Source organism: Streptomyces sp. NPDC039609, from assembly GCF_055596705.1.
This window is the reverse complement of sequence record NZ_JBVIUJ010000003.1, coordinates 125,722-146,863: the sequence shown is the minus strand read 5'-3', so window position 1 is coordinate 146,863 and position 21,142 is coordinate 125,722. Positions and strand designations below refer to the sequence as shown.

26 protein-coding genes are annotated in these 21,142 nt (G+C 71.6%); 14 read left to right on the top strand and 12 right to left on the bottom strand.

Annotation, left to right across the window (positions count from 1 at the left end):
* Positions 1 to 5 precede the first annotated feature (5 nt).
* Positions 6 to 590 carry a nucleosidase gene (locus tag ACZ561_RS09805; protein ID WP_470991702.1) on the bottom strand — a complete coding sequence of 195 codons (585 nt, stop codon included), beginning with the start codon at positions 588 to 590 and terminating at the stop codon, positions 6 to 8.
* A 78-nt stretch (positions 591 to 668) separates the two neighbouring features.
* Here ACZ561_RS09805 and ACZ561_RS09800 point away from each other — a divergent pair, with 78 nt between their 5' ends.
* On the top strand, positions 669 to 872 hold the full coding sequence (locus ACZ561_RS09800) for a cold-shock protein (protein ID WP_329112575.1): 204 nt from the start codon (positions 669 to 671) through the stop codon (positions 870 to 872).
* Positions 873 to 977: 105 nt separating this feature from the next.
* Here the strand turns inward: ACZ561_RS09800 and ACZ561_RS09795 are convergent, their stop codons facing one another.
* A complete protein-coding gene (locus tag ACZ561_RS09795; protein WP_470991699.1) occupies positions 978 to 2,126 on the bottom strand; it encodes a baeRF2 domain-containing protein in 1,149 nt (382 codons plus the stop codon).
* A 200-nt stretch (positions 2,127 to 2,326) separates the two neighbouring features.
* On the bottom strand, positions 2,327 to 2,695 hold the full coding sequence (locus ACZ561_RS09790; RefSeq protein ID WP_470991696.1) for a hypothetical protein: 369 nt from the start codon (positions 2,693 to 2,695) through the stop codon (positions 2,327 to 2,329).
* A gap of 94 nt (positions 2,696 to 2,789) precedes the next feature.
* Between ACZ561_RS09790 and dnaK the strand changes: the two genes are divergently transcribed.
* Positions 2,790 to 4,664, top strand: a complete 1,875-nt coding sequence (gene dnaK / locus ACZ561_RS09785; protein WP_470991693.1) for a molecular chaperone DnaK — start codon at positions 2,790 to 2,792, stop codon at positions 4,662 to 4,664.
* A 3-nt stretch (positions 4,665 to 4,667) separates the two neighbouring features.
* On the opposite strand, the gene ACZ561_RS09780 is transcribed toward dnaK, so the two are convergent.
* The 3 genes from ACZ561_RS09780 to ACZ561_RS09770 are packed head-to-tail and all read right to left on the bottom strand — an operon-like array spanning position 4,668 to position 7,141.
* A complete protein-coding gene (locus ACZ561_RS09780) occupies positions 4,668 to 4,877 on the bottom strand; it encodes a helix-hairpin-helix domain-containing protein (RefSeq protein WP_470991690.1) in 210 nt (69 codons plus the stop codon).
* A gap of 24 nt (positions 4,878 to 4,901) precedes the next feature.
* Positions 4,902 to 6,275: a vWA domain-containing protein gene (locus ACZ561_RS09775; protein WP_470991688.1), complete on the bottom strand. Its 1,374-nt coding sequence runs from the start codon at positions 6,273 to 6,275 to the stop codon at positions 4,902 to 4,904.
* Positions 6,272 to 7,141 carry an AAA family ATPase gene (locus ACZ561_RS09770; protein ID WP_470991685.1) on the bottom strand — a complete coding sequence of 290 codons (870 nt, stop codon included), beginning with the start codon at positions 7,139 to 7,141 and terminating at the stop codon, positions 6,272 to 6,274. The genes ACZ561_RS09775 and ACZ561_RS09770 overlap by 4 nt, the downstream gene beginning before the upstream one ends.
* A 373-nt stretch (positions 7,142 to 7,514) precedes the next feature.
* Between ACZ561_RS09770 and ACZ561_RS09765 the strand changes: the two genes are divergently transcribed.
* From ACZ561_RS09765 to ACZ561_RS09755, 3 genes are all read left to right on the top strand, one after another.
* Positions 7,515 to 8,711 carry a PP2C family protein-serine/threonine phosphatase gene (locus tag ACZ561_RS09765; RefSeq protein WP_470991682.1) on the top strand — a complete coding sequence of 399 codons (1,197 nt, stop codon included), beginning with the start codon at positions 7,515 to 7,517 and terminating at the stop codon, positions 8,709 to 8,711.
* A gap of 196 nt (positions 8,712 to 8,907) precedes the next feature.
* Positions 8,908 to 9,516: a hypothetical protein gene (locus ACZ561_RS09760; RefSeq protein WP_376433987.1), complete on the top strand. Its 609-nt coding sequence runs from the start codon at positions 8,908 to 8,910 to the stop codon at positions 9,514 to 9,516.
* A 376-nt stretch (positions 9,517 to 9,892) separates the two neighbouring features.
* Positions 9,893 to 10,267 carry a luciferase domain-containing protein gene (locus ACZ561_RS09755; protein WP_329112565.1) on the top strand — a complete coding sequence of 125 codons (375 nt, stop codon included), beginning with the start codon at positions 9,893 to 9,895 and terminating at the stop codon, positions 10,265 to 10,267.
* Between the two features lie 29 nt (positions 10,268 to 10,296).
* Here the strand turns inward: ACZ561_RS09755 and ACZ561_RS09750 are convergent, their stop codons facing one another.
* Positions 10,297 to 10,785, bottom strand: coding sequence for a PaaI family thioesterase (locus ACZ561_RS09750; protein ID WP_470991677.1), 489 nt, complete (start codon positions 10,783 to 10,785; stop codon positions 10,297 to 10,299).
* A gap of 107 nt (positions 10,786 to 10,892) precedes the next feature.
* Here ACZ561_RS09750 and ACZ561_RS09745 point away from each other — a divergent pair, with 107 nt between their 5' ends.
* Positions 10,893 to 11,366: a winged helix-turn-helix transcriptional regulator gene (locus ACZ561_RS09745; protein ID WP_470991674.1), complete on the top strand. Its 474-nt coding sequence runs from the start codon at positions 10,893 to 10,895 to the stop codon at positions 11,364 to 11,366.
* A gap of 79 nt (positions 11,367 to 11,445) precedes the next feature.
* A complete protein-coding gene (locus ACZ561_RS09740) occupies positions 11,446 to 12,324 on the top strand; it encodes a YhjD/YihY/BrkB family envelope integrity protein (protein ID WP_470991672.1) in 879 nt (292 codons plus the stop codon).
* Between the two features lie 11 nt (positions 12,325 to 12,335).
* On the opposite strand, the gene ACZ561_RS09735 is transcribed toward ACZ561_RS09740, so the two are convergent.
* Together ACZ561_RS09735 and ACZ561_RS09730 are read right to left on the bottom strand one after the other, a co-directional pair.
* Positions 12,336 to 13,187 carry an ABC transporter permease gene (locus ACZ561_RS09735; protein WP_470991669.1) on the bottom strand — a complete coding sequence of 284 codons (852 nt, stop codon included), beginning with the start codon at positions 13,185 to 13,187 and terminating at the stop codon, positions 12,336 to 12,338.
* Complete coding sequence (locus ACZ561_RS09730; protein WP_470991666.1) at positions 13,184 to 14,095, bottom strand: ABC transporter ATP-binding protein; 912 nt, start codon at positions 14,093 to 14,095, stop codon at positions 13,184 to 13,186. The genes ACZ561_RS09735 and ACZ561_RS09730 overlap by 4 nt, the downstream gene beginning before the upstream one ends.
* 134 nt (positions 14,096 to 14,229) lie before the next feature.
* On the opposite strand from ACZ561_RS09730, the gene ACZ561_RS09725 reads away from it, so the two are divergent.
* From ACZ561_RS09725 to ACZ561_RS09715, 3 genes are all read left to right on the top strand, one after another.
* On the top strand, positions 14,230 to 15,426 hold the full coding sequence (locus ACZ561_RS09725; RefSeq protein WP_470991663.1) for a sensor histidine kinase: 1,197 nt from the start codon (positions 14,230 to 14,232) through the stop codon (positions 15,424 to 15,426).
* Positions 15,423 to 16,094, top strand: coding sequence for a response regulator (locus ACZ561_RS09720; RefSeq protein WP_470991660.1), 672 nt, complete (start codon positions 15,423 to 15,425; stop codon positions 16,092 to 16,094). The genes ACZ561_RS09725 and ACZ561_RS09720 overlap by 4 nt, the downstream gene beginning before the upstream one ends.
* A gap of 99 nt (positions 16,095 to 16,193) precedes the next feature.
* Entirely contained in the window at positions 16,194 to 16,694 is a 501-nt protein-coding gene (locus ACZ561_RS09715; RefSeq protein WP_470991657.1) for an NUDIX domain-containing protein, read from the top strand.
* Positions 16,695 to 16,742: 48 nt separating this feature from the next.
* Here ACZ561_RS09715 and ACZ561_RS09710 read toward each other — a convergent pair whose 3' ends face one another.
* Positions 16,743 to 17,264 (bottom strand): AMIN-like domain-containing (lipo)protein, encoded by a 522-nt coding sequence (locus ACZ561_RS09710; RefSeq protein WP_470991655.1) that lies wholly within the window; start codon positions 17,262 to 17,264, stop codon positions 16,743 to 16,745.
* 173 nt (positions 17,265 to 17,437) lie between these two features.
* Here ACZ561_RS09710 and ACZ561_RS09705 point away from each other — a divergent pair, with 173 nt between their 5' ends.
* The 3 genes from ACZ561_RS09705 to ACZ561_RS09695 all read left to right on the top strand — a co-directional run bounded on the left by ACZ561_RS09705 (position 17,438) and on the right by ACZ561_RS09695 (position 19,610).
* A complete protein-coding gene (locus ACZ561_RS09705; protein ID WP_470991652.1) occupies positions 17,438 to 17,656 on the top strand; it encodes a hypothetical protein in 219 nt (72 codons plus the stop codon).
* Between the two features lie 57 nt (positions 17,657 to 17,713).
* Complete coding sequence (locus ACZ561_RS09700; RefSeq protein WP_329112553.1) at positions 17,714 to 18,211, top strand: peptidylprolyl isomerase; 498 nt, start codon at positions 17,714 to 17,716, stop codon at positions 18,209 to 18,211.
* A 253-nt stretch (positions 18,212 to 18,464) separates the two neighbouring features.
* Positions 18,465 to 19,610: an epoxide hydrolase family protein gene (locus tag ACZ561_RS09695; RefSeq protein ID WP_470991649.1), complete on the top strand. Its 1,146-nt coding sequence runs from the start codon at positions 18,465 to 18,467 to the stop codon at positions 19,608 to 19,610.
* 19 nt (positions 19,611 to 19,629) lie between these two features.
* Here ACZ561_RS09695 and ACZ561_RS09690 read toward each other — a convergent pair whose 3' ends face one another.
* Both ACZ561_RS09690 and ACZ561_RS09685 read right to left on the bottom strand, forming a co-directional pair.
* Entirely contained in the window at positions 19,630 to 20,397 is a 768-nt protein-coding gene (locus ACZ561_RS09690) for an alpha/beta fold hydrolase (protein WP_470991646.1), read from the bottom strand.
* A gap of 70 nt (positions 20,398 to 20,467) precedes the next feature.
* Complete coding sequence (locus tag ACZ561_RS09685; protein ID WP_470991643.1) at positions 20,468 to 20,725, bottom strand: type B 50S ribosomal protein L31; 258 nt, start codon at positions 20,723 to 20,725, stop codon at positions 20,468 to 20,470.
* 195 nt (positions 20,726 to 20,920) lie between these two features.
* On the opposite strand from ACZ561_RS09685, the gene ACZ561_RS09680 reads away from it, so the two are divergent.
* Entirely contained in the window at positions 20,921 to 21,139 is a 219-nt protein-coding gene (locus ACZ561_RS09680) for a hypothetical protein (RefSeq protein WP_470991640.1), read from the top strand.
* The last annotated feature ends 3 nt before the right edge of the window (positions 21,140 to 21,142 follow it).

Genomic DNA, 21,142 nt, shown 5'->3' with positions numbered 1-21,142 from the left:
GAACCTCAGGAGCGGTACGGGGCGTGCGTCTCGGCCCACTCCGCGAGCGCCCGTGCGCAGTACGCGACCGACTCCCGCCAGGTCCTGGCCGCGCCGTCGCCCGCCTCGTCGCTCACGTGCTTGACGATCCGGATCGGTACCCCGGCCAGGCCCGCCGCGACCGCCAGGGCGTAGCCCTCCATGTCGACCAGCGGTGCCCGCTCGGCCAGCCGGGCACGGGCGGCCTCGTCGGAGATGAAGGCGTCGCCGGTCGCCAGGACCACATCACCGCCGTCCGGGAGGGCCAGCGGCTCCCCGAAGGTCTCCCCGGTCAGCGTCGCGAGCAGCTCGCCGTCGAGATCGTGCTGGATCACGGTGCCGACGACGTGCGTGCCGGTCCACCCCGGACGCAGCGCCCCCGCGGTCCCCAGATTGACGACACCCGACGGGCGGGTGCCCCGGCCCAGCGCGGTCGCCAGCGAGGTCGCCGCGTTCACCTTGCCCATACCGGTCAGGAGGATCGGCAGATCCGTGTCGAGGAACTGCGCCTCCTCCTTGACGGCCAGGACGAGCAGGGGCCGGTCGGCCGTGATCTCTCCGATGAGTTCCATGCGCCCACGCTACCCGCCGGGACTTCCCGGCCGCTCCGAGGGACGATGGAGGTGTCCGCATTCGCCAAGGAGATCACCATGGCAACCGGAACAGTGAAGTGGTTCAACGCGGAGAAGGGCTTCGGCTTCATAGCCCAGGACGGTGGTGGCCCGGACGTCTTCGTCCACTACTCGGCCATCGCCAGCACCGGATACCGCGAACTCCAGGAGGGACAGAAGGTCGAGTTCGACGTCGTCCAGGGCCCGAAGGGACCCCAGGCGGAGAACGTCACCGCGGGTTGAAGCCCCGGCAGTGAAGCAGTGGCGGTGATGTACCGGCACTGATGCAGCGGTACTGAAGCACCCACGCCGCGCCGAAGCGTCGCGCTCCGGCCCGACGACGTGGGGTCACATACTCCAGCGGAGTACCGCCCCCAGCCCGCCCGCCGGGCCACGCATCCCCTCGGGGACCACGAGCACGTCGCAGTCGGCGGCCGCGGCCGCTCGCAGCACCGCGTCGTCCGCCCGCGCCTGCTCGGGACGGGGAACCCCCATCGCACGGGCCTCGCCGCGCTGCACGGCCACCTCGTCGACGCCCGGGCCGATCCAGACCTGGCGGCCCGCGTCGGCGGCCTCCGGGGTGAGCAGCAGGGTGGCCACCTGATGGTTGCGGGCGGCGTCCACGACCGCCGGGATCCCCTCCGCCGCCTCCCCGGGGCCGGTGTCCACCGAGGCTTCGCGATGCTCGCCAGGCTTGCCCCGGCCCCGGTGGAAGCGTTCGAGCGTCCGGTGGAGCCGGTCCCCGGCATACGTCTCGCAGGCCCGCTCGATCTCACGGTCGAGCGCCGTCATGGCGGAGCCGGGGGACCGGCCGCCGCTCTCCGCCTCGACGGTGGCGTCCCGCACCCGCTCCGGCAGCCGGTTGTGCACGGCCCTGCGCTCCCGGGCGTCACCGGCCAGAACCAACAGCTCGGCTCCGCTCACAGGCCATTGCCGGGCGATCTCGGCCACGATGATGTCGGCGGTCTCGTTCCAGCTGTTCTCGACCTTGTTGCGGTAGTGCCATTCGTACCGATCGGCGGGGACGCCGCGGTGTCCACGACCCTGCCACTCCGTCCCCCGGGCCTCGCCCACGGGCGTACGGTCGTGGCCTTCACGCAGCTCCAGATCGGCGCCCATGCGGTCGATGTACGCCACCAGGCAGGCCGGCGCGTCGCCGCGCAGGGCGGCCAGCGGTGACACATGGGGCAGCAGGGACCAGGTCGCCTCGCCGGCGGGTGGGGGGAGGGCGAGCGGCACATCGAGGACGACCTCGGCGCCGCAGGCGAACAGCGCCCGGCCGGGTGGTGTCCCGGCGACGGGCTCGTGCGCCAGCCGCTCCATCACCGCCCTCGTCGTGTAGCCGTCGGCGCCCGCGTCGATGAGCTGTCCCGCGATGGCGCGCTCACGCAGCTGCTGGATCTTCGCCGCGTCCTCCGTGGCGCGCGTGGTCTCGATGTAGACCGAGGCCCAGGGGCCCGGGCGGGTGAAGAGCGGTTTGAGGAAGGCGAGTTCCATGACGTCCCCCAGACGCGAGGATGCGACGGGCGCGCGGCCACGGGCCCGACGTGTCCGTCCGGATGCGGAGCGTGATGGCGAGGCGAACTCTTCCCTTGCCGCCGCCCCGCACCTCACGCATGCCCCTCGGCCCCGACGGCAAACCGCGTGGCCGGCGCCCGGCTCCGGGCGGCTCCGTCGTCAGGCGGCCGGTCCGTCGTTCAGCCCAGCCGGTCCGTGGGGACGTACGGCCGCAGCTCTCGTACGGCTCGCGCCGGATCGGGGTCGGAGACGGCCAGGCGACCGTACGCGGCACCGCGGCGCAGTTCGATGCAGAGCACCGGCCTGCCCGGTACGACCGCTGCGAAGTCCTTGCCGTCGGGCAGGACGCGGGTCCCCACGCACAGACGGTCGGGGATCCACAGCCCTGGGCCGCGCAGCCCGCGCAGGGCCCGCCACCAGTCCGGTTCGACGCGCATCTCACGCAGGGCGGTCAGCGGGACCCGGACCTGCCTGCGGCGCGCGGCCAGGGTCTCGCGCAGGGACAGCCGGACGACGATGTCGGTGCCTTCGACCGTCACCCGAGCCATCACGCCTCACCGCCGCCCGTCACCACACATCTTCCTTCCATGATCGGGCCGCTTGTGGGTAGTCGCCAGACGGGGCCGGGCGGAGGAGAGGGCCATGTCACGCGCAGTCGGTATCGACCTCGGAACGACGAACTCCGTCGTGTCCGTTCTGGAGGGCGGCGAGCCCACGGTCGTCACGAACACCGAGGGCGCGCGGACCACGCCGTCCGTGGTCGCCTTCGCGAAGAACGGCGAGGTGCTGGTCGGTGAGGTCGCCAAACGGCAGGCCGTGACCAACGTGGAACGCACCGCCCGGTCGATCAAACGGCACGTCGGAGAAGCGAAGTGGCGCTTCCCGGAGAGCGGTGAGATCGACGGCAGGCGCTACACGGCGCAGGAGATCTCGGCGCGCGTGCTGCAGAAGCTGAAGCGCGACGCCGAGGCGTATCTGGGCGAGGACGTGACGGACGCCGTCGTCACCGTGCCGGCGTACTTCAACGACAGCCAGCGCACCGCGACGAAGGAGGCCGGTGAGATCGCGGGCCTCAACGTCCTGCGGATCATCAACGAGCCGACGTCCGCGGCGCTGGCCTACGGCCTGGACAAGGAGAACGACCAGACGATTCTCGTCTTCGACCTCGGTGGCGGCACCTTCGACGTGTCGCTCCTGGAGATCGGCGAGGGCCTGGTCGAGGTGAAGGCGACCAACGGTGACACGCACCTGGGCGGCGACGACTGGGACCAGCGGGTCGTCGACCATCTGGTGAAGCGGTTCAAGAACGCGTACGGGGTGGACCTGGCCAAGGACAAGATGGCGCTGCAGCGTCTCCGGGAGGCTGCCGAGAAGGCGAAGATCGAGCTGTCGGCGGCGACGGAGACGTCGATCAACCTGCCGTACGTGAGCGCTTCGGCCGACGGTCCGCTGCACCTGGAGGAGAAGCTCACCCGGGCCGAGTTCGAGCAGCTGACCGCCGATCTGCTCGAGCGGTGCAAGACCCCGTTCCATCAGGCGGTCGAGGACGCCAGGGTCGAGGTGTCCCACGTCGACCATGTGATCCTCGTGGGCGGTTCGACCCGGATGCCCGCGGTGACCGAGCTGGTGCGGGAGTTGACAGGCAAGGACCCGCACAAGGGTGTGAACCCGGACGAGGTCGTCGCCATCGGCGCCGCCCTGCAGGCCGGTGTGCTCAAGGGTGAGGTCAAGGACGTTCTGCTCCTCGACGTGACCCCGCTGTCGCTTGGTATCGAGACCAAGGGCGGCATCATGACCAAGCTCATCGAGCGCAACACCACGATCCCGACCAAGCGGTCCGAGATCTTCACGACGGCGGAGGACAACCAGCCGTCGGTGCAGATCCAGGTGTTCCAGGGTGAGCGCGAGATCGCGGCGTACAACAAGAAGCTCGGCATGTTCGAGCTGACCGGTCTGCCGCCGGCCCCGCGTGGTGTCCCGCAGATCGAGGTCGCGTTCGACATCGACGCCAACGGCATCATGCACGTGACCGCGAAGGACCTGGGCACGGGCAAGGAGCAGAAGATGACCGTCACCGGTGGCTCCTCGCTGCCGAAGGACGAGGTCGACCGGATGCGCCAGGAGGCAGAGAAGTACGCGGACGAGGACCACCGTCGTCGTGAGGCCGCCGAGTCCCGCAACCAGGGTGAGCAGCTCGTCTACCAGACGGAGAGGTTCCTCAAGGACAACGAGGACAAGGTCCCCGGTGAGGTCAGGACCGAGGTCGAGGCCGCCGTCGCCGAGCTGAAGGAGAAGCTCAAGGGCGCGTCCGGAGAGGGCGACAGCACGGAGGAGATCCGTACCGCCACGGAGAAGGTCGCGGCGGTCTCGCAGAAGCTGGGCCAGGCCATGTACGCCGACGCGCAGGCCGCCCAGGCCGCCGGCGGCGACGCCCCGCAGGGCGGGGCCAAGGCCGAGGACGAGGTGGTGGACGCCGAGATCGTCGACGACGAGGAGGAGCGGAAGCGTGGCGGTTGAGGATCAGCCGAGCGACAGTCCGCGCTCCTCCAGGCTCTCCTGGATCACACGAAGCGCCTTGGGACCCACGCCGTGCAGTGCCAGGAGTTCGGCCCTGGGCACTCCGGCGAAGTGTTCGAGCGTGGTGTAACCGGCAGCGGTGAACGCTCGTGTGGCGGGTGCTCCGATGCCGCGCGGAAGAGCCGTGCCCGGTGACTCGTTCGGCTTCGTCATGCCGCGATGGTGCCACGACGGCCGTCAGATCGGCAGCAGCCGCCCGATCAGTTCGCCCAGCTGCCGCGCGTTGCGGCACGGGTGCATCTCCACCAGCTCGGCGTAGGTGAGCGCGACCGAGTCGCCCGTCGACCAGAGCGAGGGCTGCTCGGGGTTGAGCCAGTGGATCCGCCGGGCCCGGTCCGCGATCAGCTTCAGCGCCGGCAGGTTCGGGTCGCTCATGTTCGTCCGGGCGTCTCCGAGGACGAACACGGCGGTGCGTGGGCCGATGGCGTCGGCGTACCGCTCGGCGAACTCGCCCAGCGCCGTGCCGTAGTCGCTCTGACCGTGCCAGCCCGTCAGTTCGGCCTCTTCCAGAATGCGCGCGCCGAGACCCGCCGGATCCGCCGCGCCCCGCGCGATCAGATCGGTCACCTCGTCGACCCGGTTGACGAAGGCGAAGACCCGGACCCTGCTGAACTGGTCGTGCAGGGCCTGGACCAGCAGCATCGTGAAGTTCGCGAACCCTGCGACGGATCCCGACACATCGCAGAGCAGGACGAGCTCCGGCCGCCCGGGACGGCGGCGCCGCAGCACCGGCCGCATCGGAACGCCCCCCGTCGACAGCGAGCCGCGCAGCGTACGCCGCAGATCGATCCGGCCTCGCGCGGCGCGTCGTCGCCGGGCCGCGAGACGGGTGGCCAGCTTCCGTGCCAGGGGCCGTACCGTCGTGCGCAGTTCGTCCAGCTGGGCGCGGCCCGCGAGCAGGAAGTCGACACTGTCCGCCGCGCCGGCGACGGCCCGCCGCGCGACCCGGTCCCGGCCCTGGCGCTCGGCGACCCGCCGCCGGGCCTCGGTCCGCACCCGTTCACGGAAGGCTTCGATGCGCCGCCGGATCTCGTCGTCCGTCAGCCGGTCGGTGAAGTCGGGGCCGTCCGCCGCGGCTTCCCGGAGCATGGCCCGCACGCGCGCGAGCAGCGTCTCGGGACGGAGTCGGGCGAGGGTCTGGTACGAGGACCAGCCGTCGGAGTCCGGTGCGGAACCGAACCCTCCGAGGCCGCCCACCGCCTCGCCCGCGAGCCGCGTCAGCGCCGGTCGGTCGTCGGCGGCCAGTGCGGCTGCCAGGCGCTCCCGTAGCGCGGCCGTGTCGAACGCCTCGGTGGTGGCCTTCTCGTCCGGGCCGGCGGTCAGGGGGAAGTACAGGTCGAAGACGCGGTCGAAGAGAGTGCGGTGCGTCTCCTTGTGGAGCAGGGTGGCGGCGAGCGCCTCCCGCATCCGGTCCCGGTCGGTGAAGCCGATCACCTCCAGGGCACGGCCCGCGTCCACACTCTCGCCCGTACCGATGGAGAGGCCGTGGGCCCGCAGAGCGTGCACCAGTCCGGTGAGCCGGTCCGGCACGGCCGTCGGCGGGGTGCTCACACCGCGTCCAGGTCGAGCTTGGCCGCCGCCTTCTGGATGTCGTCCTGATGCTTGAGGATCACGCCCAGGCTGTCGCGGACCACCGTCTCGTCGAGCGTGTCGGCGCCCAGGGCGAGCAGGGTGCGTGCCCAGTCGATCGTCTCGGCGACCGACGGCGCCTTCCGCAGGTCCATCGCGCGCAGCGCGCCGACGACCCGCACCACGGAGGTGGCGAGCGCCTGGTCGAGCCCCGGCACCTTCGTCGTGACGATCCGGCGTTCGAGCTCCTCCTCGGGGAAGCCGATGTGGAGGAAGAGACAGCGGCGGCGCAGCGCCTCGGAGAGCTCGCGGCCCGCGTTGGAGGTGAGGACGACGAAGGGGCGCCGGGTGGCGGTGATCGTGCCGAGTTCGGGGACGGTGATCTGGAAGTCGCTGAGCACCTCGAGGAGCAGCCCCTCGACCTCGATGTCGGCCTTGTCGGTCTCGTCAATGAGGAGCACTGTCGGATCGGCGGAGCGGATGGCGGTGAGGAGGGGGCGGGGGAGCAGGAACTCCTCGCTGAAGATGTCCGTACGCGTCTCGTCCCAGGACTCGTCGCGGCCGGCCGTGATGCGCAGCAGCTGCTTCGCGTGGTTCCACTCGTAGAGGGCGCGGGACTCGTCGACGCCTTCGTAGCACTGGAGCCGGACGAGACGGGCGTCCGCGATCCGGGCGACCGCCTTGGCCAGCTCGGTCTTGCCGACCCCGGCCGGGCCCTCGACGAGGAGCGGCTTGCCGAGCCGGTCGGCGAGGAAGACGGTGGTGGCGACGGCGGGCGAGGCCAGGTAGCCGGTGGCGGCGAGCCGCTCGGCGACATCGTCGACGGAGGTGAAGTACCCGGTCGTCATCGATGGTTCTCCCCGGAGCCGCGGACGTCTCTTACTGGCCGGTAGCCGGGACCCACTCGATCAGTTTCCGCCGCACTCCACAACCGTACGGACCGCAAGTGCGGCCAAGGTCACCGACGTTACGAGTGACGCGGGAGTTACGGGTGTTCCAGGCAGGGCGTTGCGCGCGGCGTCGGAGGTGAGAGGCGGGGGGAATGTGGTGATGGTCGGACGAGATCGCCGGCACGGCGTACCGTGGCCGCGGAAAGCTCTGGTTGTGGGGTCACGGAATGTGATGGACTCCTGGTCCGGCCGGTGCGGCGCGCGGGCACCACGCCCCCCTGGTCCAATGGATGTGTGCGCTGCTCGGGGCCGTGCCGACGGTGGAGGTGTCTTGTCGGAACGAGCGGGGGAACAGGCCTCCCTGGTCGAGGAACACGCGGCGGTCCTGGCCCGGCTGAGGGCCGCGACGGACGCGATCGGAGAGATCGGCTCGCGCCCCGACGAGCAGGGTGTCTGTGAGGAACTGGCCGCGTTCCTCTGCCGGCACGGGTACGAGGCGGCGGCCGTGGACGTCCGGCCCGAGGAAGGGCCCGGCTGGGCGCGCGCCGCCGTGGCCGGGGACCCGAAGCTGGTCGACCGCGTGGAGCCGCGGCACGACGAGAGGACGCCTCGTACGTTCGCGGACGTGGCTCCCGGCGGCGTCACCGTACAGATCGTGTCGGCGCCCCTGGAGTGGCAGGGCAGGGTCATCGGGTCCGTGAGCGCCGTCAGCGCGCGGGCCGCCGCTCCGACCGAGCACGAGACGGCCACCGTCCACGACGCGGCACGGCTCGCCGCCGTCCATCTCGGCCACGCCCGGCGGCTCGGTGCCACCGAGCGGACCGCCTTCCACCTCCAGCTGGCGCTTGTCGCGGAGCCGGGCCGGCCCCACCCCAACCTGGAGGTCGCCGGGCGCTATCTGCCGGTAGGCGCCAGGACGCTGGTGGGCGGCGACTGGTTCGAGACCGTACGGCTCCACTTCGGCCGCAGCCTCCTCGTCGTCGGCGACGTGATGGGGCACGGTCTCGACGCGGCCGTCGACATGAACGCGTACCGCTCGGCTCTGCGGGACGTGGCCTCCACGGACCTGCCGCCCCACCGGGTGCTGCGCCAGCTCGACTCCGTCGTCGCGGACGACGGCGGGCTGCGGCCCGCGACCTGCCTGATGGTCCAGGTCGACCCGGCGCGCGGCGCGGCCACCTTCGCCAGCGCCGGGCACCTGCCACCCGTGATCTTCGCCGCCGACGGCTCCGCCGACCTCGTCGAGCTCCCCGTCGGACCGCCGCTGGGCACAGGCGTCGGCGGCTACGAACCCGTCACCCGCGCCCTCGCCCCCTCCGACACGCTCGTCCTTTTCACCGACGGCCTGGTCGAGCGGCGCGGCGAGGACATCGACGTATCGCTCGCCCGGCTGTCCTCCCTCCGGCTGCGCCCCGGTTCCGGGCCCGAGGAGCTCGTGGAGGAGGTCCTCCAGCGGCTCGACGCCCACCACGCCGAGGACGACGTCGCCGTCCTCGCGGCCCGCCTCCGCGAACGCCACGCGTCGTAGGGGTCGGGCGGGCACCGCCGGGGCCGCGACGCCGGCAGGTCGCTGCGGCGCCGATCACCCGGACGCCCCGGCCCGGATGCGCCCCGGCGGTCCACGTCGTCGCATGGAGCAGGGAGGCGGGTCCACCCGGGCTCGCCCATGGCCGGCGCGCCCTCGCGGGCGCCGCGCCGGGCAGGACGAAGGGACCGCTGTGTACGTGCGCACGCTGTATGCGACAGGAGATCCGGCCAAGCTCGACGCCGCGGTCGACGCGACCGCCTCCGAAGGCCGCGCCCTGGTGTCGGAGCTACCGGGATTCCGGGGGATGGGGCTCTTCGTCGACCGAGAGCTCGGAAAGCTTCTGACGGCCACCTGGTGGGACGACGAGAAGTCCCGGCAGGACAGCGACGAGCAGCTGCGCGAGCGACGGGCGACGGAGCTCGCGCCGTTCGCCCAGACCGCGGCCGTCGACAACTGGGAGGCGGTGGTCGCCAAGCCCCCGCGGTCCGTCGGACCCGGAGCGTGGTTCCGGCTGGCACGGCTGGAGTTCGACCCCGCCGACACGGACCTCCTGGCGAACTTCTTCCGGGAGGTGGCACTGCCCCGACTCGACGCCCTGCCCGGCTTCGTCGGTGGATCCCTGCTCGTCGACCGTGCCAAGGGCCGGGCGAGCGTGGGCGTCGTCTGGAGCGACCGCGACGCGCTGGCGGCCTCCCGCGCCGGCGTCGCGGCGCTCCGGGGCGAGGCCGGTGCGCAGGCGCGCGTGATCACGCGGAGCATCGAGGAGTTCGAGGTGGTCTTCGCCGGCGTCACCCCGCCGTCCTGATCGCGGATGCGGCCGCTCGGGGCGCTCCCGGAATCGCGCCTCGCGGCCGCAGCCGCCCCCTTGGGTCGCCGCGGGCCCCTCGGGCCGCTGCCCGGACCGCGTCACGTCCACCCTCCGGACCCGACACGGCCGCCGTCCGACCCCCGTCACCGGCCACCCGGCCCGCGTCACGGCCGGCGTCCGAATCGCGCCACGACGTCCACCCCCCGATCTCCGTCGCGGACCGCGCCGGTGCTCCCGAACAGCCCTCGGTACGAGGCGCTTTGTGAGCCCCTGCGCGCCCTGCGTCACCAGGGATGTATCGGTTTCACGCCTCAGCGGGATTCTTTCCGCCGGACGCTTGTGCAGGGCCCTTCACCCCGGCACGCTCCTGGGTATGAACACAGCCCGGCACGCCGGTGAACGTCTGATGAGCTGGCCCTCGCTGGTCCCCGGTCGCGCCCAGTGCGGCGCCGAACTCGGTCTGCGCACCCCGACACAGGACATCGTGCACTTCCACGGCGAGCACGAGGCCGACGTCCACCTCACCCGAGCCATGATCGCGAAACTCCGCCCCGCCCTGCTGGGCTCCAGCGCCGTCCGACTGCGCGCCGGATCGGGCTGGGTGACGGTCCGTCTGGACATGGGCTCCGACATCGATCTGCTGGCGACGCTGGTGAGCGCCGCGCTGCAGGCCTCCACCCGGGTCCCGGACACCGCACCCGACGGCTGCACCCGCACCCGTACCTGCCTCACCTCAGGGCCGCGCTGACCGCACCGCCTCCGGGAGGGTCGCCCGCGTCACCCCGTCGGGAACAGCATGCACGTGCTCGTGGCATGGCCGAGGAGCCGGTCGGCGGAGTCGTAGAGACCCGCCTCCGCGAGCGCCGTGCGGCGACCCTGGCTCATCACCGTGCCGATCGCGCGGATCTTCCCCGTGTCCATGGTGATCGGGCGCAGGAACCTGGTCGACAGGTCCAGCGAGGTGTACGCCATGCCCTGAGGGAGCGTCGAGTGCACGGCGCACCCCGCGGCCGAGTCCAGCAGCGTCGCGTACACGCCCCCGTGCACACCGCCGATCGGGTTGTAGTGCTCCTCGGCCGGCTCGAAGCCGAACACCGCTCGGCCGTGCTCCACCTCCTCCAGGGAGAAGCCCAACAGAGCCCCGAGGGGAGCGCCCGGGAGCCGGCCGGCCGCGATCTCCCGCAGGAAGTCCAGGCCCGCCATCGTCCCCGCCGCGCTCGCGGTGGCCGCGGCGTCCTCCCACTCGACCGTGCGTGACCGCTTCATGCCCGTTCCGTTCCGTCGTCCGACCGCGCCACCTGGCTGCGAAGATCGAAGCTAGACGTGCCGTCGGCTGACTGTCAACGACGAAGCCAGCTGGTTAGAGTGTGGCGATGAAGTGGCTGGAGACGGACACCGCGAACTGCTCGGTCGGCCGGACGCTCGATGTCGTCGGCGAGAAGTGGTCCCTGCTCATCGTCCGGGACGCCTTCAACGGCGTACGCCGATACGAGGAGTTTCGCCGCCACATAGGCCTGTCCGAGGCCGTCCTCGCCGACCGGCTGCGCAAGCTGACTGCCGCCGGCATCCTGCGCGCCGAGCCCTACCGGGAGCCGGGGACCCGCACCCGCTCCGAGTACCGGCTCACACCCAAGGGGCGCGATCTGTGGCCCGTCCTGCTCGCACTCAAGCAGTGGGGCGACACCCACGCCGCCGACCCGGAAGGACCCTCCCTCGACATCCGGCACGCCGGCTGCGGCGCGCCCGTCCGCGTCGTCATCGAGTGCCAGGGCGAGGAGCACGCCACCCTCGGCCCGCGCGACGTCTCCGTCCGCCCCGGCCCGGGCGCCCGACCGCTCACCCGCTGAACCCGCCCACCCCTCGTGTACCCCCCCGTTCGGCGGCATCACGGAGGGGTCACGGCGCCCGGCGGGTACTCCCCGTGACATGCCCCCCTCTCCCGGTGCGCCCCACGACGGTGCCCCCACCGAGCACGGTCACTGGTTCCACCGGCTCCACAGGTCGGTCCTGACCTCGGTCGTCGGGCTCGCCTGGAACCGCGGGCGCGACGTGGAGCTCATGCACCGCGCGATGGGCTTCGCGGCGCTCAGCCTCCTCACCCTCGTCCCCCTGCTCATCGTCGTCGCCGCCGCCGACCTCGCCAGCGGCCAGGGCTTCGCCCGCTGGCTCGTCCAGGGCCTCGGTGTCTCCGAGGTGTCGCAGGAGGAGGTCGAGCAGCTGTTCGGCAAGCCGGGAGCGGCACTGCAGCGCACCACGGCCTTCGGTCTCGCCGCGCTCGCCGCGTTCGGTGTGACCTTCGGATCCGCGGTGCAGACCGGCTACGAACGGGTCTGGGACCTGCCCACCGCCCGCTGGCACACCATGTGGCGCCACGTCGTCTGGCTGGCCGTCCTCATCGCCGCCCTCCTGCTCTTCGTCGAGGCCCCCGAGCAGAACTCCAGGACCGTCACCGTCTTCGTCGCCGTCGGCGACATCATCGGCGCCTTCCTCTTCTTCTGGTGGTCCCAGCGCTTCCTGCTGTGCGGCCGCATCCGCTGGCGCGCGCTCGCCCCAGGAGCCGTCTGCACGGCTCTGGGGCTGTTCGGGCTGCGGATCTTCTCCCAGTTCGTCTTCTCCCCGCTGATCGCCTCCAACGCGGTGACCTACGGTCAGTTCGGTACGGTCCTCGTGCTGCAGTCCTGGCTGGTCGGCGTCGGCTTCGTCGTCTACGGCGCCGCCCTCGTCGGGCGCCTGATCCACGAGCACCTGGTCCTGCGCCGGCTCGACCACTTGCCGGGCGAGCTGCCGGAGGACGAGCCTCGGTGAGGCCGGGGACCTCACTGGTCCCGTCGGTGCACCGCCGTCACCGTGATCACGGCGGCGACCAGCGCCCACGTCCCGTAGACGAACCACGCCCCACCGATCGACCAGGGGTAGAGGGTCTCGTACTGACCGGCCTGTACCAGGCGCATCCACGCCTTGAACGGCAACGTGTGGGCGAGGACGGCCGTCCAGTGCCGCTGGTCACTGACGACCATGGGCAGCACCAGCAGCACCACCACGCTCGCCACGATCGTCGACGCACTGTGCCGCAGCAGCGTGCCGATCGCCATGCCCACGAGCGCCGACAACGGCGCGAGCAGCGCGGACGCCACCACGAGCCGCACCGCGCCTGGCTCACCGATCGAGACACCGGCCCCCCGCGCGCCCAGGATCGCCTGGGTCAGCGCGAAGGAGGCACCCGAGACGATCGCGCCGCAGACCGTCGTCACTCCCGCGACGACGAGCACCTTGGCCGCCATCACCGACCTGCGGGCCGGGACGGCCGCGAACGTCGTACGGATCATTCCGGTGCTGTACTCGCCGACGACCGTGAGGGCACCGATGGCGCTGAAGCAGAGCATCAGGACCATGCCGGCGTTCGTGTTGAAGGCGTCCCACAGCGCCATCTTCTGCGCGACGAACTGCGCCTGGTGCTCCCGGTCGAACGTCGGCCAGTAGCGGTAGTGGTCCCACGCGTAGCCCACGTTGAAGGCGATGACGACCAGCTCGGCGCCGAGCAGGGACCACGGCGTCGACCGCAGTGACCACAGCTTGATCCACTCGGCGGCGAGCAGATCCCGGAAGCGAGCCGGCGGTGCCACGACCGCGCGCCCGGCGGACGTGCGGACGGAGGCGAGCGCGGTCATCGGGAGTCTCCCGCGAGGTATTCGACGCTGTCGGCGGTGAGTTCCATGAACGCCTCCTCCAGCGAGGCGGTACGGGTGGTCAGCTCGTGCAGCAGGAGGCGGTGCCGGAGGGCCAGTTCCCCGATCCGAGCCGCCGGCAGCCCGGTCACGGTCAGCAGGTCGCCGCCCTGCGCCTCGACCTGTACGCCCTCGGCGAGCAGTACCTCCCTCAGCGCGGCGGAGTCCGGGCTCACGACCGTCACGGTCAGACGCGCACCGCGGGTCGAGAACGCGGCGAGGCTCTCCGCCGCGATCAGCTCACCCCGGCCCACGACCACCAGATCGTCGGCCGTGTTCTCCATCTCCGACATCAGATGGCTGGAGACGAAGACCGTGCGGCCCTCGCCGGCCAGCCGCCGGAACAGCCCACGCACCCACTTCACGCCCTCCGGATCGAGCCCGTTCAGCGGCTCGTCGAACAGGAGCACCGGCGGATCGCCGAGCAGCGCGGACGCGATCCCGAGCCGTTGGCGCATTCCGAGGGAGAACCCGCCGATCCGGCGCCCCGCCGCGCCGGTGAGGCCCACCTCCTCCAGGACCTCGCCGACCCGGGAGAGCGGGATGCGGTTGCTCCGGGCGAGCAGGGACAGATGGGCCCGCGCGGTCCGGCCGCCGTGCACATCACCGGCGTCGAGCAGCGCACCGACGTGCCGCAGTCCGCGCGGCAGGTCGCTGAACGGCCGTCCGTCGACGGTGACGGAGCCGCTCGTCGGCGCGTGCAGGCCCAGGACCATCCGCAACGTGGTGCTCTTGCCCGCGCCGTTGGGGCCCAGGAAGCCGGTGACGCGACCGGGGCGGACGGTGAACGTCAGCCCGTTCACGGCGGTCGTGGCGCCGTAGCGCTTGGTGAGTTCGTTGACTTCGATCACGGTGCCCACGGTGCCGGTGACGGCCCTCGCGCGTCGTCGGACCGGAGCCGACAGTCCGCGCCGACACCTGTCGACCTGGGATGTACACCCCAGGTCCGATGCCCTCTGCGCGCCCCGCGCCTAGGATCGTGATCATGCCCGCCACCGCGTCCCTGCCCCTGGTCAAACGCGTACCACCCGCCGTCTGGACGGTCGTCGCCTGGTGCGCGGGCGCGGTCTTCACCTTCCTCATCCGCTGGGAACTGCCCGGGGAGAACGAACCCGCCGTACGAGCCGGCGTCCTGTATCTCCGCTGGGACGGCCTCCTGTTCCTGGCCGTCGCCACCGCCCTGGTGCTCACCGGTGCCCGACTGCTGCGAGGCCGGCCGCTGGCCGCGCTCGGGCTGCTGCTCCTCGCCTCGGTGACGGCGACGATCCCGCTGAGCGTCGGAGAGATCCCCCTCGCCCAGTTCCTCGCCGTCGAGGTGGCGTTGTACGTCATCGCCGCCGGCCGGCCACGCCGTACCGGGATCATCGCGCTCGTCCTCGCGCTCGGCGTGCTCGCCGCGTTCCTCGGCTTCCGCCTGGCGAAGGGCTGGAGCGTCGGCACGTCGGCGGAGATCGCGGTGGCCCTCACGGCTTTCGTCGCCTGGCTTCTCGGGCGCTCGGCGTACCAGGCCCGCGCCGCGCGCGCCGACGCGGCCGCACAGGCCGCCGTCAAGGCGGTCACCGACGAGCGGCTGCGGATCGCCCGCGAGATGCACGACATGGTCGCCCACTCCATCGGCGTCATCGCCCTCCAGGCCGGTGCCGCGGCGCGGGTCGTGGACACCCAGCCGGCCGCGGCACGGGAGGCCATGATCGCCGTGGAGAACGCCGGACGGGAGACACTGTCCGGCCTCCGGCGGATGCTCGGGGCCCTGCGCGAGCACGAACAGCCCGATGGTTCCGGGCTGAAGCCCACCGCCGGACTCGCCGACGTCGAGGCGCTCGCCGCCACCACCACGGCCGCCGGCGTCCGGGTGGATGTGCGGTGGCGCGGCGAACGGCGCCCGCTGCCCCCGGACATCGACCTCTCGGCGTTCCGCATCATCCAGGAGTCCGTCACCAACGTGGTGCGCCACGCGGCCGCCGACTGCTGCCGGGTGACCGTCGACTCCCGGGAGGACGAGCTGCTCATCGAGGTCGTCGACGACGGACGGGGCGAGGACCCCGGCGCAGCCCCGGGATTCGGTCTCGTCGGCATGCGTGAGCGCGTCGCCCTGCTCCACGGCGAGTTCTCCGCCGCACCACGCCCGGAAGGCGGCTTCCGGGTCACCGCCCGTCTCCCCGTACCGACAGGAGTCCGATGACCGCCCCCGCCGAAGGCGTCGTTCGTGTCGTCCTCACCGACGACCAGCCCCTCGTCCGCACCGCTCTGCGGATGGTCATCGCCGAGGCGCCCGACCTCGACGTCGTGGGGGAGGCCGGCACCGGAGCGGAGGCGGTCGAGCTCGCCGAGACCCTGCGCCCCGATGTGATCGTGATGGACCTTCGCATGCCCGGGATGGACGGCGTCGAGGCCACCCGCAGGATCATGGCGGACCAGGCATCCACCCGCGTCCTCGTCCTCACCACGTTCGACGACGACGACTACGTCCACGGCGCGCTGCGCGCCGGGGCGAGCGGCTTCCTCGTGAAGGACATGGGCCTGGACGACATCCTCGCCGCGATCCGCGTCGTCGCCGCCGGGGATGCCCTCATCGCGCCGAGCGTGACCCGCCGTCTCATCGAGGAGTTCGCGGGCCGCCCCGCGTCCGGGCCGCCGCGACGGCGCGCACTGGACTCCATCACCGAGCGGGAACGAGAGGTCCTGACCCTCATCGGCGGCGGACTGTCCAACACCGAGATCGCCGAACAGCTCGTCATCAGCATCGCCACCGCCAAGACCTACGTGACCCGGCTGCTCGCCAAACTCGACGCCCGCGACCGGGTCCAGCTCGTCATCATCGCGTACGAGACAGGTCTCGTGACTCCGTGATCACACCATCCGGTGACGCACCCGCGGCTCACCGGAACCGGGCGCTCGCGGCCGGTTGGATGGACATGATCCATCCGCCCGTCGAAAGAGAGCTGCCCCATGGCGAACACCTGGCTGCCGCCCGCCGAGTACGTCGCGACGCTGCCGAGGGCGACGGCGTACGCCTGCCTGTACTTCACCGACACCGGCGGCCGGCCGTTCCAGTTGCGCGCCACCTACCGCACCGAGCTGTGGCAGTGGCCGGGCGGCAACATGGACCCGGGCGAGACCCCGTGGGATACCGCGGTACGCGAGTGCCACGAGGAGACCGGGATCGTCTTCGAGGGCGAGCCGCGGCTCCTCGGCACCCACTTCGTGTCGGACCGCGGCGAGGAGTGGCCGGCCAACCACATCGGATTCATCTTCGACGGAGGCGTCCTGACGGACGAGCAGCTGGCCGGTGTCGTCCTCGACCCCGACGAGCACAGCGAGTTCCGCCTGCGCACCCTGGCCGAGTGGCGGCGGGAGATGACGTCGGCGAGCTTCGCCCGGCTCGTCGAGATCGATCGCGCCCGCCGTTCCGGCAGGACCGTGTACGTGGAGACGTGCGCCGACCTCTGAGCGGCGCGGCGGGGCACGTCGCATGACGGCCCCGCCACGCGCCTTCCTTCAGGCCCGGCAGCCGACCGGGTGGTTGATGTCGAGCACGAAGCGCTCGGGGGAGTGGAGCGTGAAGGTCTTGTAGGTGGGCTTGGTGTCGAAGGCCGCCCCGATGGTCACCACACCCTCGAAGTCGCCGGTCAGGGCGACGCCTTTGAGCATGGGCAAGGAGATCTTCAGGATCCGGGGGCCCTGGTAGACGGACCGGCCGGACTCGTCGTGCGCGGCGGCGGGGGAGAACCGGATCTCCAGGAAGTACTTCCCCTTGAGTGGAACCCGCTCGCCCGAGCCGTCGTAGTGCAATGCGCCGACCGGGGTCACGGTGACCGGGGGCATTGCGCCCCGGACGTCGACGACGAGCCGGTCGAAGGAGGGGTGCCCGCCCCAGCGGGCGTTGACCACCAGGGAGGTCGAGGGCGGTGTCGTCGCCCGGGAGCTATCCGTGGAGGCGCCGGCAGGGATCGTGGCACCGATCCCGGCGGCCAGAAGAATGCCGGCGGCGACGGCCGCGAGGCTCTGACGGTGAAACATGACGTCCCCCAATTCCTGCTGCGACGGGGACAGTGGTGTCACTGGGAAAGACATCCACCACAACCATACGGTTGCACATGTTTTATGGGGAATCGCGGTGAATTGAACCTCGCGTTCTGTTCCGCCTGGGACGCAGGCCGTAACCCCTGGGCCGCTCGACAGTTGACCCGGGCATGAAGAAGCGCAGCATGCTCGCCATCGCCTCCCTCGCCGCCGGTGTCGTCACGGCCCTGGTCACCCCGCCGCCGCACGCCTCCGCGGCCGACCGCGGCGCGACTGACGTCACCGGTCTCCTGCAGACCGACAGTCCGGTCGTCCCCCTCCTGGAGGAGGCCACCCCGCTCGTGGACGACGGCATCCAGCTGCCCTCCGGCGCCGGGGGACAGCTGTGACCCTCCGATGGGCAGCCCGTGCGCGCGTAGCGTGAGCGGGAATGACAGGATGTCCCCATGAGCAACAACGTTTACTTCGACATCACGATCAACGACGAGCCCGCGGGCCGGATCGTCTTCAAGCTGTTCGACGACGTCGTCCCGAAGACGGCCAAGAACTTCCGTGAGCTCGCCACCGGCGAGCACGGCTTCGGCTACGCCGGCTCGCCGTTCCACCGCGTCATCCCGGACTTCATGCTCCAGGGCGGCGACTTCACCAACGGCAACGGCACCGGTGGCAAGAGCATCTACGGCGAGAAGTTCGCGGACGAGAACTTCAACCTGAAGCACGACCGGCCGTTCCTGCTGTCGATGGCGAACGCGGGCCGCAACACCAACGGCTCCCAGTTCTTCATCACCACCATCGTGACCGACTGGCTCGACGGCAAGCACGTCGTCTTCGGCGAGGTCGTCGAGGGTCAGGACCTGGTCCGGAAGATCGAGTCCCTCGGCTCCCGCTCCGGCGCGACCAGCGCCAAGATCGCCGTCGCCGCGTCCGGCGTCGTCGAGGCCTGACCAGTACCGGTTCACGTACCACCCCCGTGAGGGGATCTTTCGTCCGGCCGTCACCGCGCACCAGCTCGCGGGACGGCCGGACGTCGTTTATCGGGATGCGCCGCTCCGGCGCCGCCGGTACGGTCGGAGCACACGCCGAACCAGGAGGTGAGCCCGCATGTACGACACCCACTGTGAACGGGCCCTCCACGACGCGTCTGTCTGACCCGCACCGGGAGCGCCCGCCGGCCGAGCACTCCTGAGCGAAGGAACCATGAGCGTCACACCTTTCCGGATCTCCGTGTCCGACGACGTCCTGCACGACCTGCGACACCGTCTGAACCGCACCCTCTTCACCGAACCGTCCGACTCCACGTACTGGGCGGCCGGCGCCGATCCCCGACATCTGCGCGAACTCGTCTCCTACTGGGCGGACGGCTTCGACTGGGCGAAGGCGGAGGCGGTTCTCAACACCTATCCGCACCATCTCGCCCAGGTGGCGGGGCAGCCGGTGCACTACGTCCATCTGCGCGCCCGTCGCACCGAGGGCGGCCCGGAGCCGCTGCCGCTGATCCTCACCCACGGCTGGCCGAGCAGCTTCGTGGAGATGCTGCGTGTGGCCGACCTGCTCGCCGACCCGGCCGCCCACGGTGGCGACCCCGCCGACGCCTTCGACGTCGTCGTCCCCTCGCTGCCCGGCTTCCTCTGGTCGGCCCTGCCGGCCGGTCCGTTCACCCGCCGCGGGGTCGCCGAGACCTGGCACACGCTGATGACCCGGAACCTCGGGTACGCGCGCTTCGGCGCCTTCGGCGGGGACATCGGCGGAGGCGTGACGCAGTGGCTCGGCGCCCTGTACCCCGCCGAGGTCACCGGAGTCCACATCACCTCGGCCGTCGTCACCGGCGACTTCGAGGCGCAACCGCCCACCTCCGAGGAACGCACCTACCTCGACGCCCTCGCCGCCTACGACGAAGGAGACCAGGGCTACAGCGAGATCATGTGCACCCGGCCCGACACCATCGCCGCCGCCCTACGGGACTCACCGGCCGGACTGCTCGCCTGGATCGCCGACAAGTACCGCGACTGGAGCGACTGCGCGGGCGACCTCGAGTCCCGCTGGGACAGGGACACCCTGCTGACGGTGGCCACCCTCTACTGGGCCACCGGCACCATCGGTTCGTCGTTCCGGCAGTACTACGACTACCACCACAACCGGCCGGTCCCGCCGGTCGAGGTTCCCGCCGCGGTCACCCTCAGCCATGAACCGGCCTACGCGGACTTCCCCCGGAGCCTCGCCGAGCGCACGTTCCACGATCTGCGGCACTGGAGCACCCCGCGCCGCGGCGGCCACTTCATGGCCCATGAGGAACCCGAGCAGGTCGCCGCCGAACTGCGCGCCTTCTTCGGTCCTTTGAGGTGAGAGCCGGGTTCGCGGAGGATCAGCGGCGCTCGACCACCAGGGCCCGCGCCAGCGCCTCCGCGAACCCGTCCGCGTTGTCGAGCATCAGGTTGTGCCCGGCCTTCGGGACCTCGAACACCGGGACACCGACCGCGCGCATCCGCTCGGTGTCGGCGTCCGGGAGGCTGTACTCGCCCACCAGGAACGCGCGCGGCCGGTCGAGCCCGGCCAACAGCTCGCCCTCCGAGGGTGAGGCCCCCTCCACCAGCGCGACGGCGCTGCGGTGCACCGCGAGGGGATCGGCGAGCCGCAGCCGCGCCGCGTAGTCGGGCCGGTCGACGGAGGCCAGCATCCGCGCGAAGCCGTCCCGCACGAAGGACTCCTCGTCCTGGGCGGCGACCGGTGTGCTGAACGCGCCCCCGCCGGGGTACAGGTTCGGCTCCGCCACCACGAGCCGGGCGATCAGATCGGGCCGGGCGGCCGCCAGCCGGACGGCGACCGCCCCGCCCATCGAGTGCCCGATCAACTCCACGCCCGCCGCAGCGCGGTGCTCCAGGATCCGCGCCACGGCGGCGGCCTGATCCGCCATGCCGTATCCGAAGTCCCGGGGACGGTCGCTCAGTCCGAAGCCGAGCAGGTCGACGAGGAGCGCGGGGCCGCCGCGCAGCGCCGGATGCGTCGCGATGTGGGCGAAGTCGGACGCGCCCGTGCACCCGAGGCCGTGTAGGAAGACCCGCAGCGGCCCCTCCCCGGGCAACTCGATCCACCTGATGTGCGCCCGCACGTCCGTCAGGAACAACTCCCGCATGGCCGACCCCCGTACCGTCCTGTCTCGAACCGACCCCGTCACCCTACGGGGCGGCACGGACACCGCCGGATCAGGACTCCTCGCCGCCCTCGCCGAAGCGGCGCTCGAACTTCGCGATACGGCCCTCCGAATCCACCGTGCGCGCCTTGCCCGTGTAGAACGGGTGGCTCTCGGAGGAGATCTCGACGTCGACCACCGGATAGCTGTGGCCGTCGTCCCACTCGATGGTCTCCTCACTGGTCGCCGTGGACCGGGTCAGGAAGGCGAACCCGGCGGAGCGGTCGCGGAAGACCACCGGGCCGTACTCCGGCTGCTTGTCCTGCTGCACTGTTCCTCCTCGGGCTGCCTGCTGATGGGCCCAGCCTCGCCGGGACGGGCCCGGCCGACCAGCGCCGCGGGGCCGACCGGGTGAGGGCACGGGTCCGCTTCCCAGCCGTTCCGCCGTGATCGTTTCCGGGCTACTGTGTGGGGGACGCCGGCGCCCGGGTGGACGACGGCTCGACGACGTGGGGGGGAGCCCGTCATGACCACGGTTCTTGTTTTCTTCGGTGTGCTGGGCGCGATCGCCCTGCTGCTCATCGTGAAGCTGATGCGCCGGGGCAGCGGCCACACCGAGAACGCCGACGGCCTTCTCATCGAGCAGGCGCGGCGCCACCAGGCACGCGACGACCGCACGTCGTTCTCGTCGTTCTCGGCGCACAACGCGCCGCCGACCCAGACCGACAGCTACCGTCGCCGCTAGGCC

Coding starts and splice junctions, on each gene's coding strand:
- ACZ561_RS09780 (WP_470991690.1), bottom strand. CDS start 4,877: ATGACGAAGCCGAACGAGTCACCGGGCACGGCTCTTCCGCGCGGCATC.
- ACZ561_RS09720 (WP_470991660.1), top strand. CDS start 15,423: ATGACCGCCCCCGCCGAAGGCGTCGTTCGTGTCGTCCTCACCGACGAC.
- ACZ561_RS09710 (WP_470991655.1), bottom strand. CDS start 17,264: ATGTTTCACCGTCAGAGCCTCGCGGCCGTCGCCGCCGGCATTCTTCTG.
- ACZ561_RS09740 (WP_470991672.1), top strand. CDS start 11,446: ATGCCCCCCTCTCCCGGTGCGCCCCACGACGGTGCCCCCACCGAGCAC.
- ACZ561_RS09700 (WP_329112553.1), top strand. CDS start 17,714: ATGAGCAACAACGTTTACTTCGACATCACGATCAACGACGAGCCCGCG.
- ACZ561_RS09680 (WP_470991640.1), top strand. CDS start 20,921: ATGACCACGGTTCTTGTTTTCTTCGGTGTGCTGGGCGCGATCGCCCTG.
- ACZ561_RS09745 (WP_470991674.1), top strand. CDS start 10,893: ATGAAGTGGCTGGAGACGGACACCGCGAACTGCTCGGTCGGCCGGACG.
- ACZ561_RS09795 (WP_470991699.1), bottom strand. CDS start 2,126: ATGGAACTCGCCTTCCTCAAACCGCTCTTCACCCGCCCGGGCCCCTGG.
- ACZ561_RS09750 (WP_470991677.1), bottom strand. CDS start 10,785: ATGAAGCGGTCACGCACGGTCGAGTGGGAGGACGCCGCGGCCACCGCG.
- ACZ561_RS09725 (WP_470991663.1), top strand. CDS start 14,230: ATGCCCGCCACCGCGTCCCTGCCCCTGGTCAAACGCGTACCACCCGCC.
- ACZ561_RS09705 (WP_470991652.1), top strand. CDS start 17,438: ATGAAGAAGCGCAGCATGCTCGCCATCGCCTCCCTCGCCGCCGGTGTC.
- ACZ561_RS09770 (WP_470991685.1), bottom strand. CDS start 7,141: ATGACGACCGGGTACTTCACCTCCGTCGACGATGTCGCCGAGCGGCTC.
- ACZ561_RS09755 (WP_329112565.1), top strand. CDS start 9,893: ATGAACACAGCCCGGCACGCCGGTGAACGTCTGATGAGCTGGCCCTCG.
- ACZ561_RS09695 (WP_470991649.1), top strand. CDS start 18,465: ATGAGCGTCACACCTTTCCGGATCTCCGTGTCCGACGACGTCCTGCAC.
- ACZ561_RS09790 (WP_470991696.1), bottom strand. CDS start 2,695: ATGGCTCGGGTGACGGTCGAAGGCACCGACATCGTCGTCCGGCTGTCC.
- ACZ561_RS09735 (WP_470991669.1), bottom strand. CDS start 13,187: ATGACCGCGCTCGCCTCCGTCCGCACGTCCGCCGGGCGCGCGGTCGTG.
- ACZ561_RS09715 (WP_470991657.1), top strand. CDS start 16,194: ATGGCGAACACCTGGCTGCCGCCCGCCGAGTACGTCGCGACGCTGCCG.
- ACZ561_RS09690 (WP_470991646.1), bottom strand. CDS start 20,397: ATGCGGGAGTTGTTCCTGACGGACGTGCGGGCGCACATCAGGTGGATC.
- ACZ561_RS09800 (WP_329112575.1), top strand. CDS start 669: ATGGCAACCGGAACAGTGAAGTGGTTCAACGCGGAGAAGGGCTTCGGC.
- ACZ561_RS09805 (WP_470991702.1), bottom strand. CDS start 590: ATGGAACTCATCGGAGAGATCACGGCCGACCGGCCCCTGCTCGTCCTG.
- dnaK (WP_470991693.1), top strand. CDS start 2,790: ATGTCACGCGCAGTCGGTATCGACCTCGGAACGACGAACTCCGTCGTG.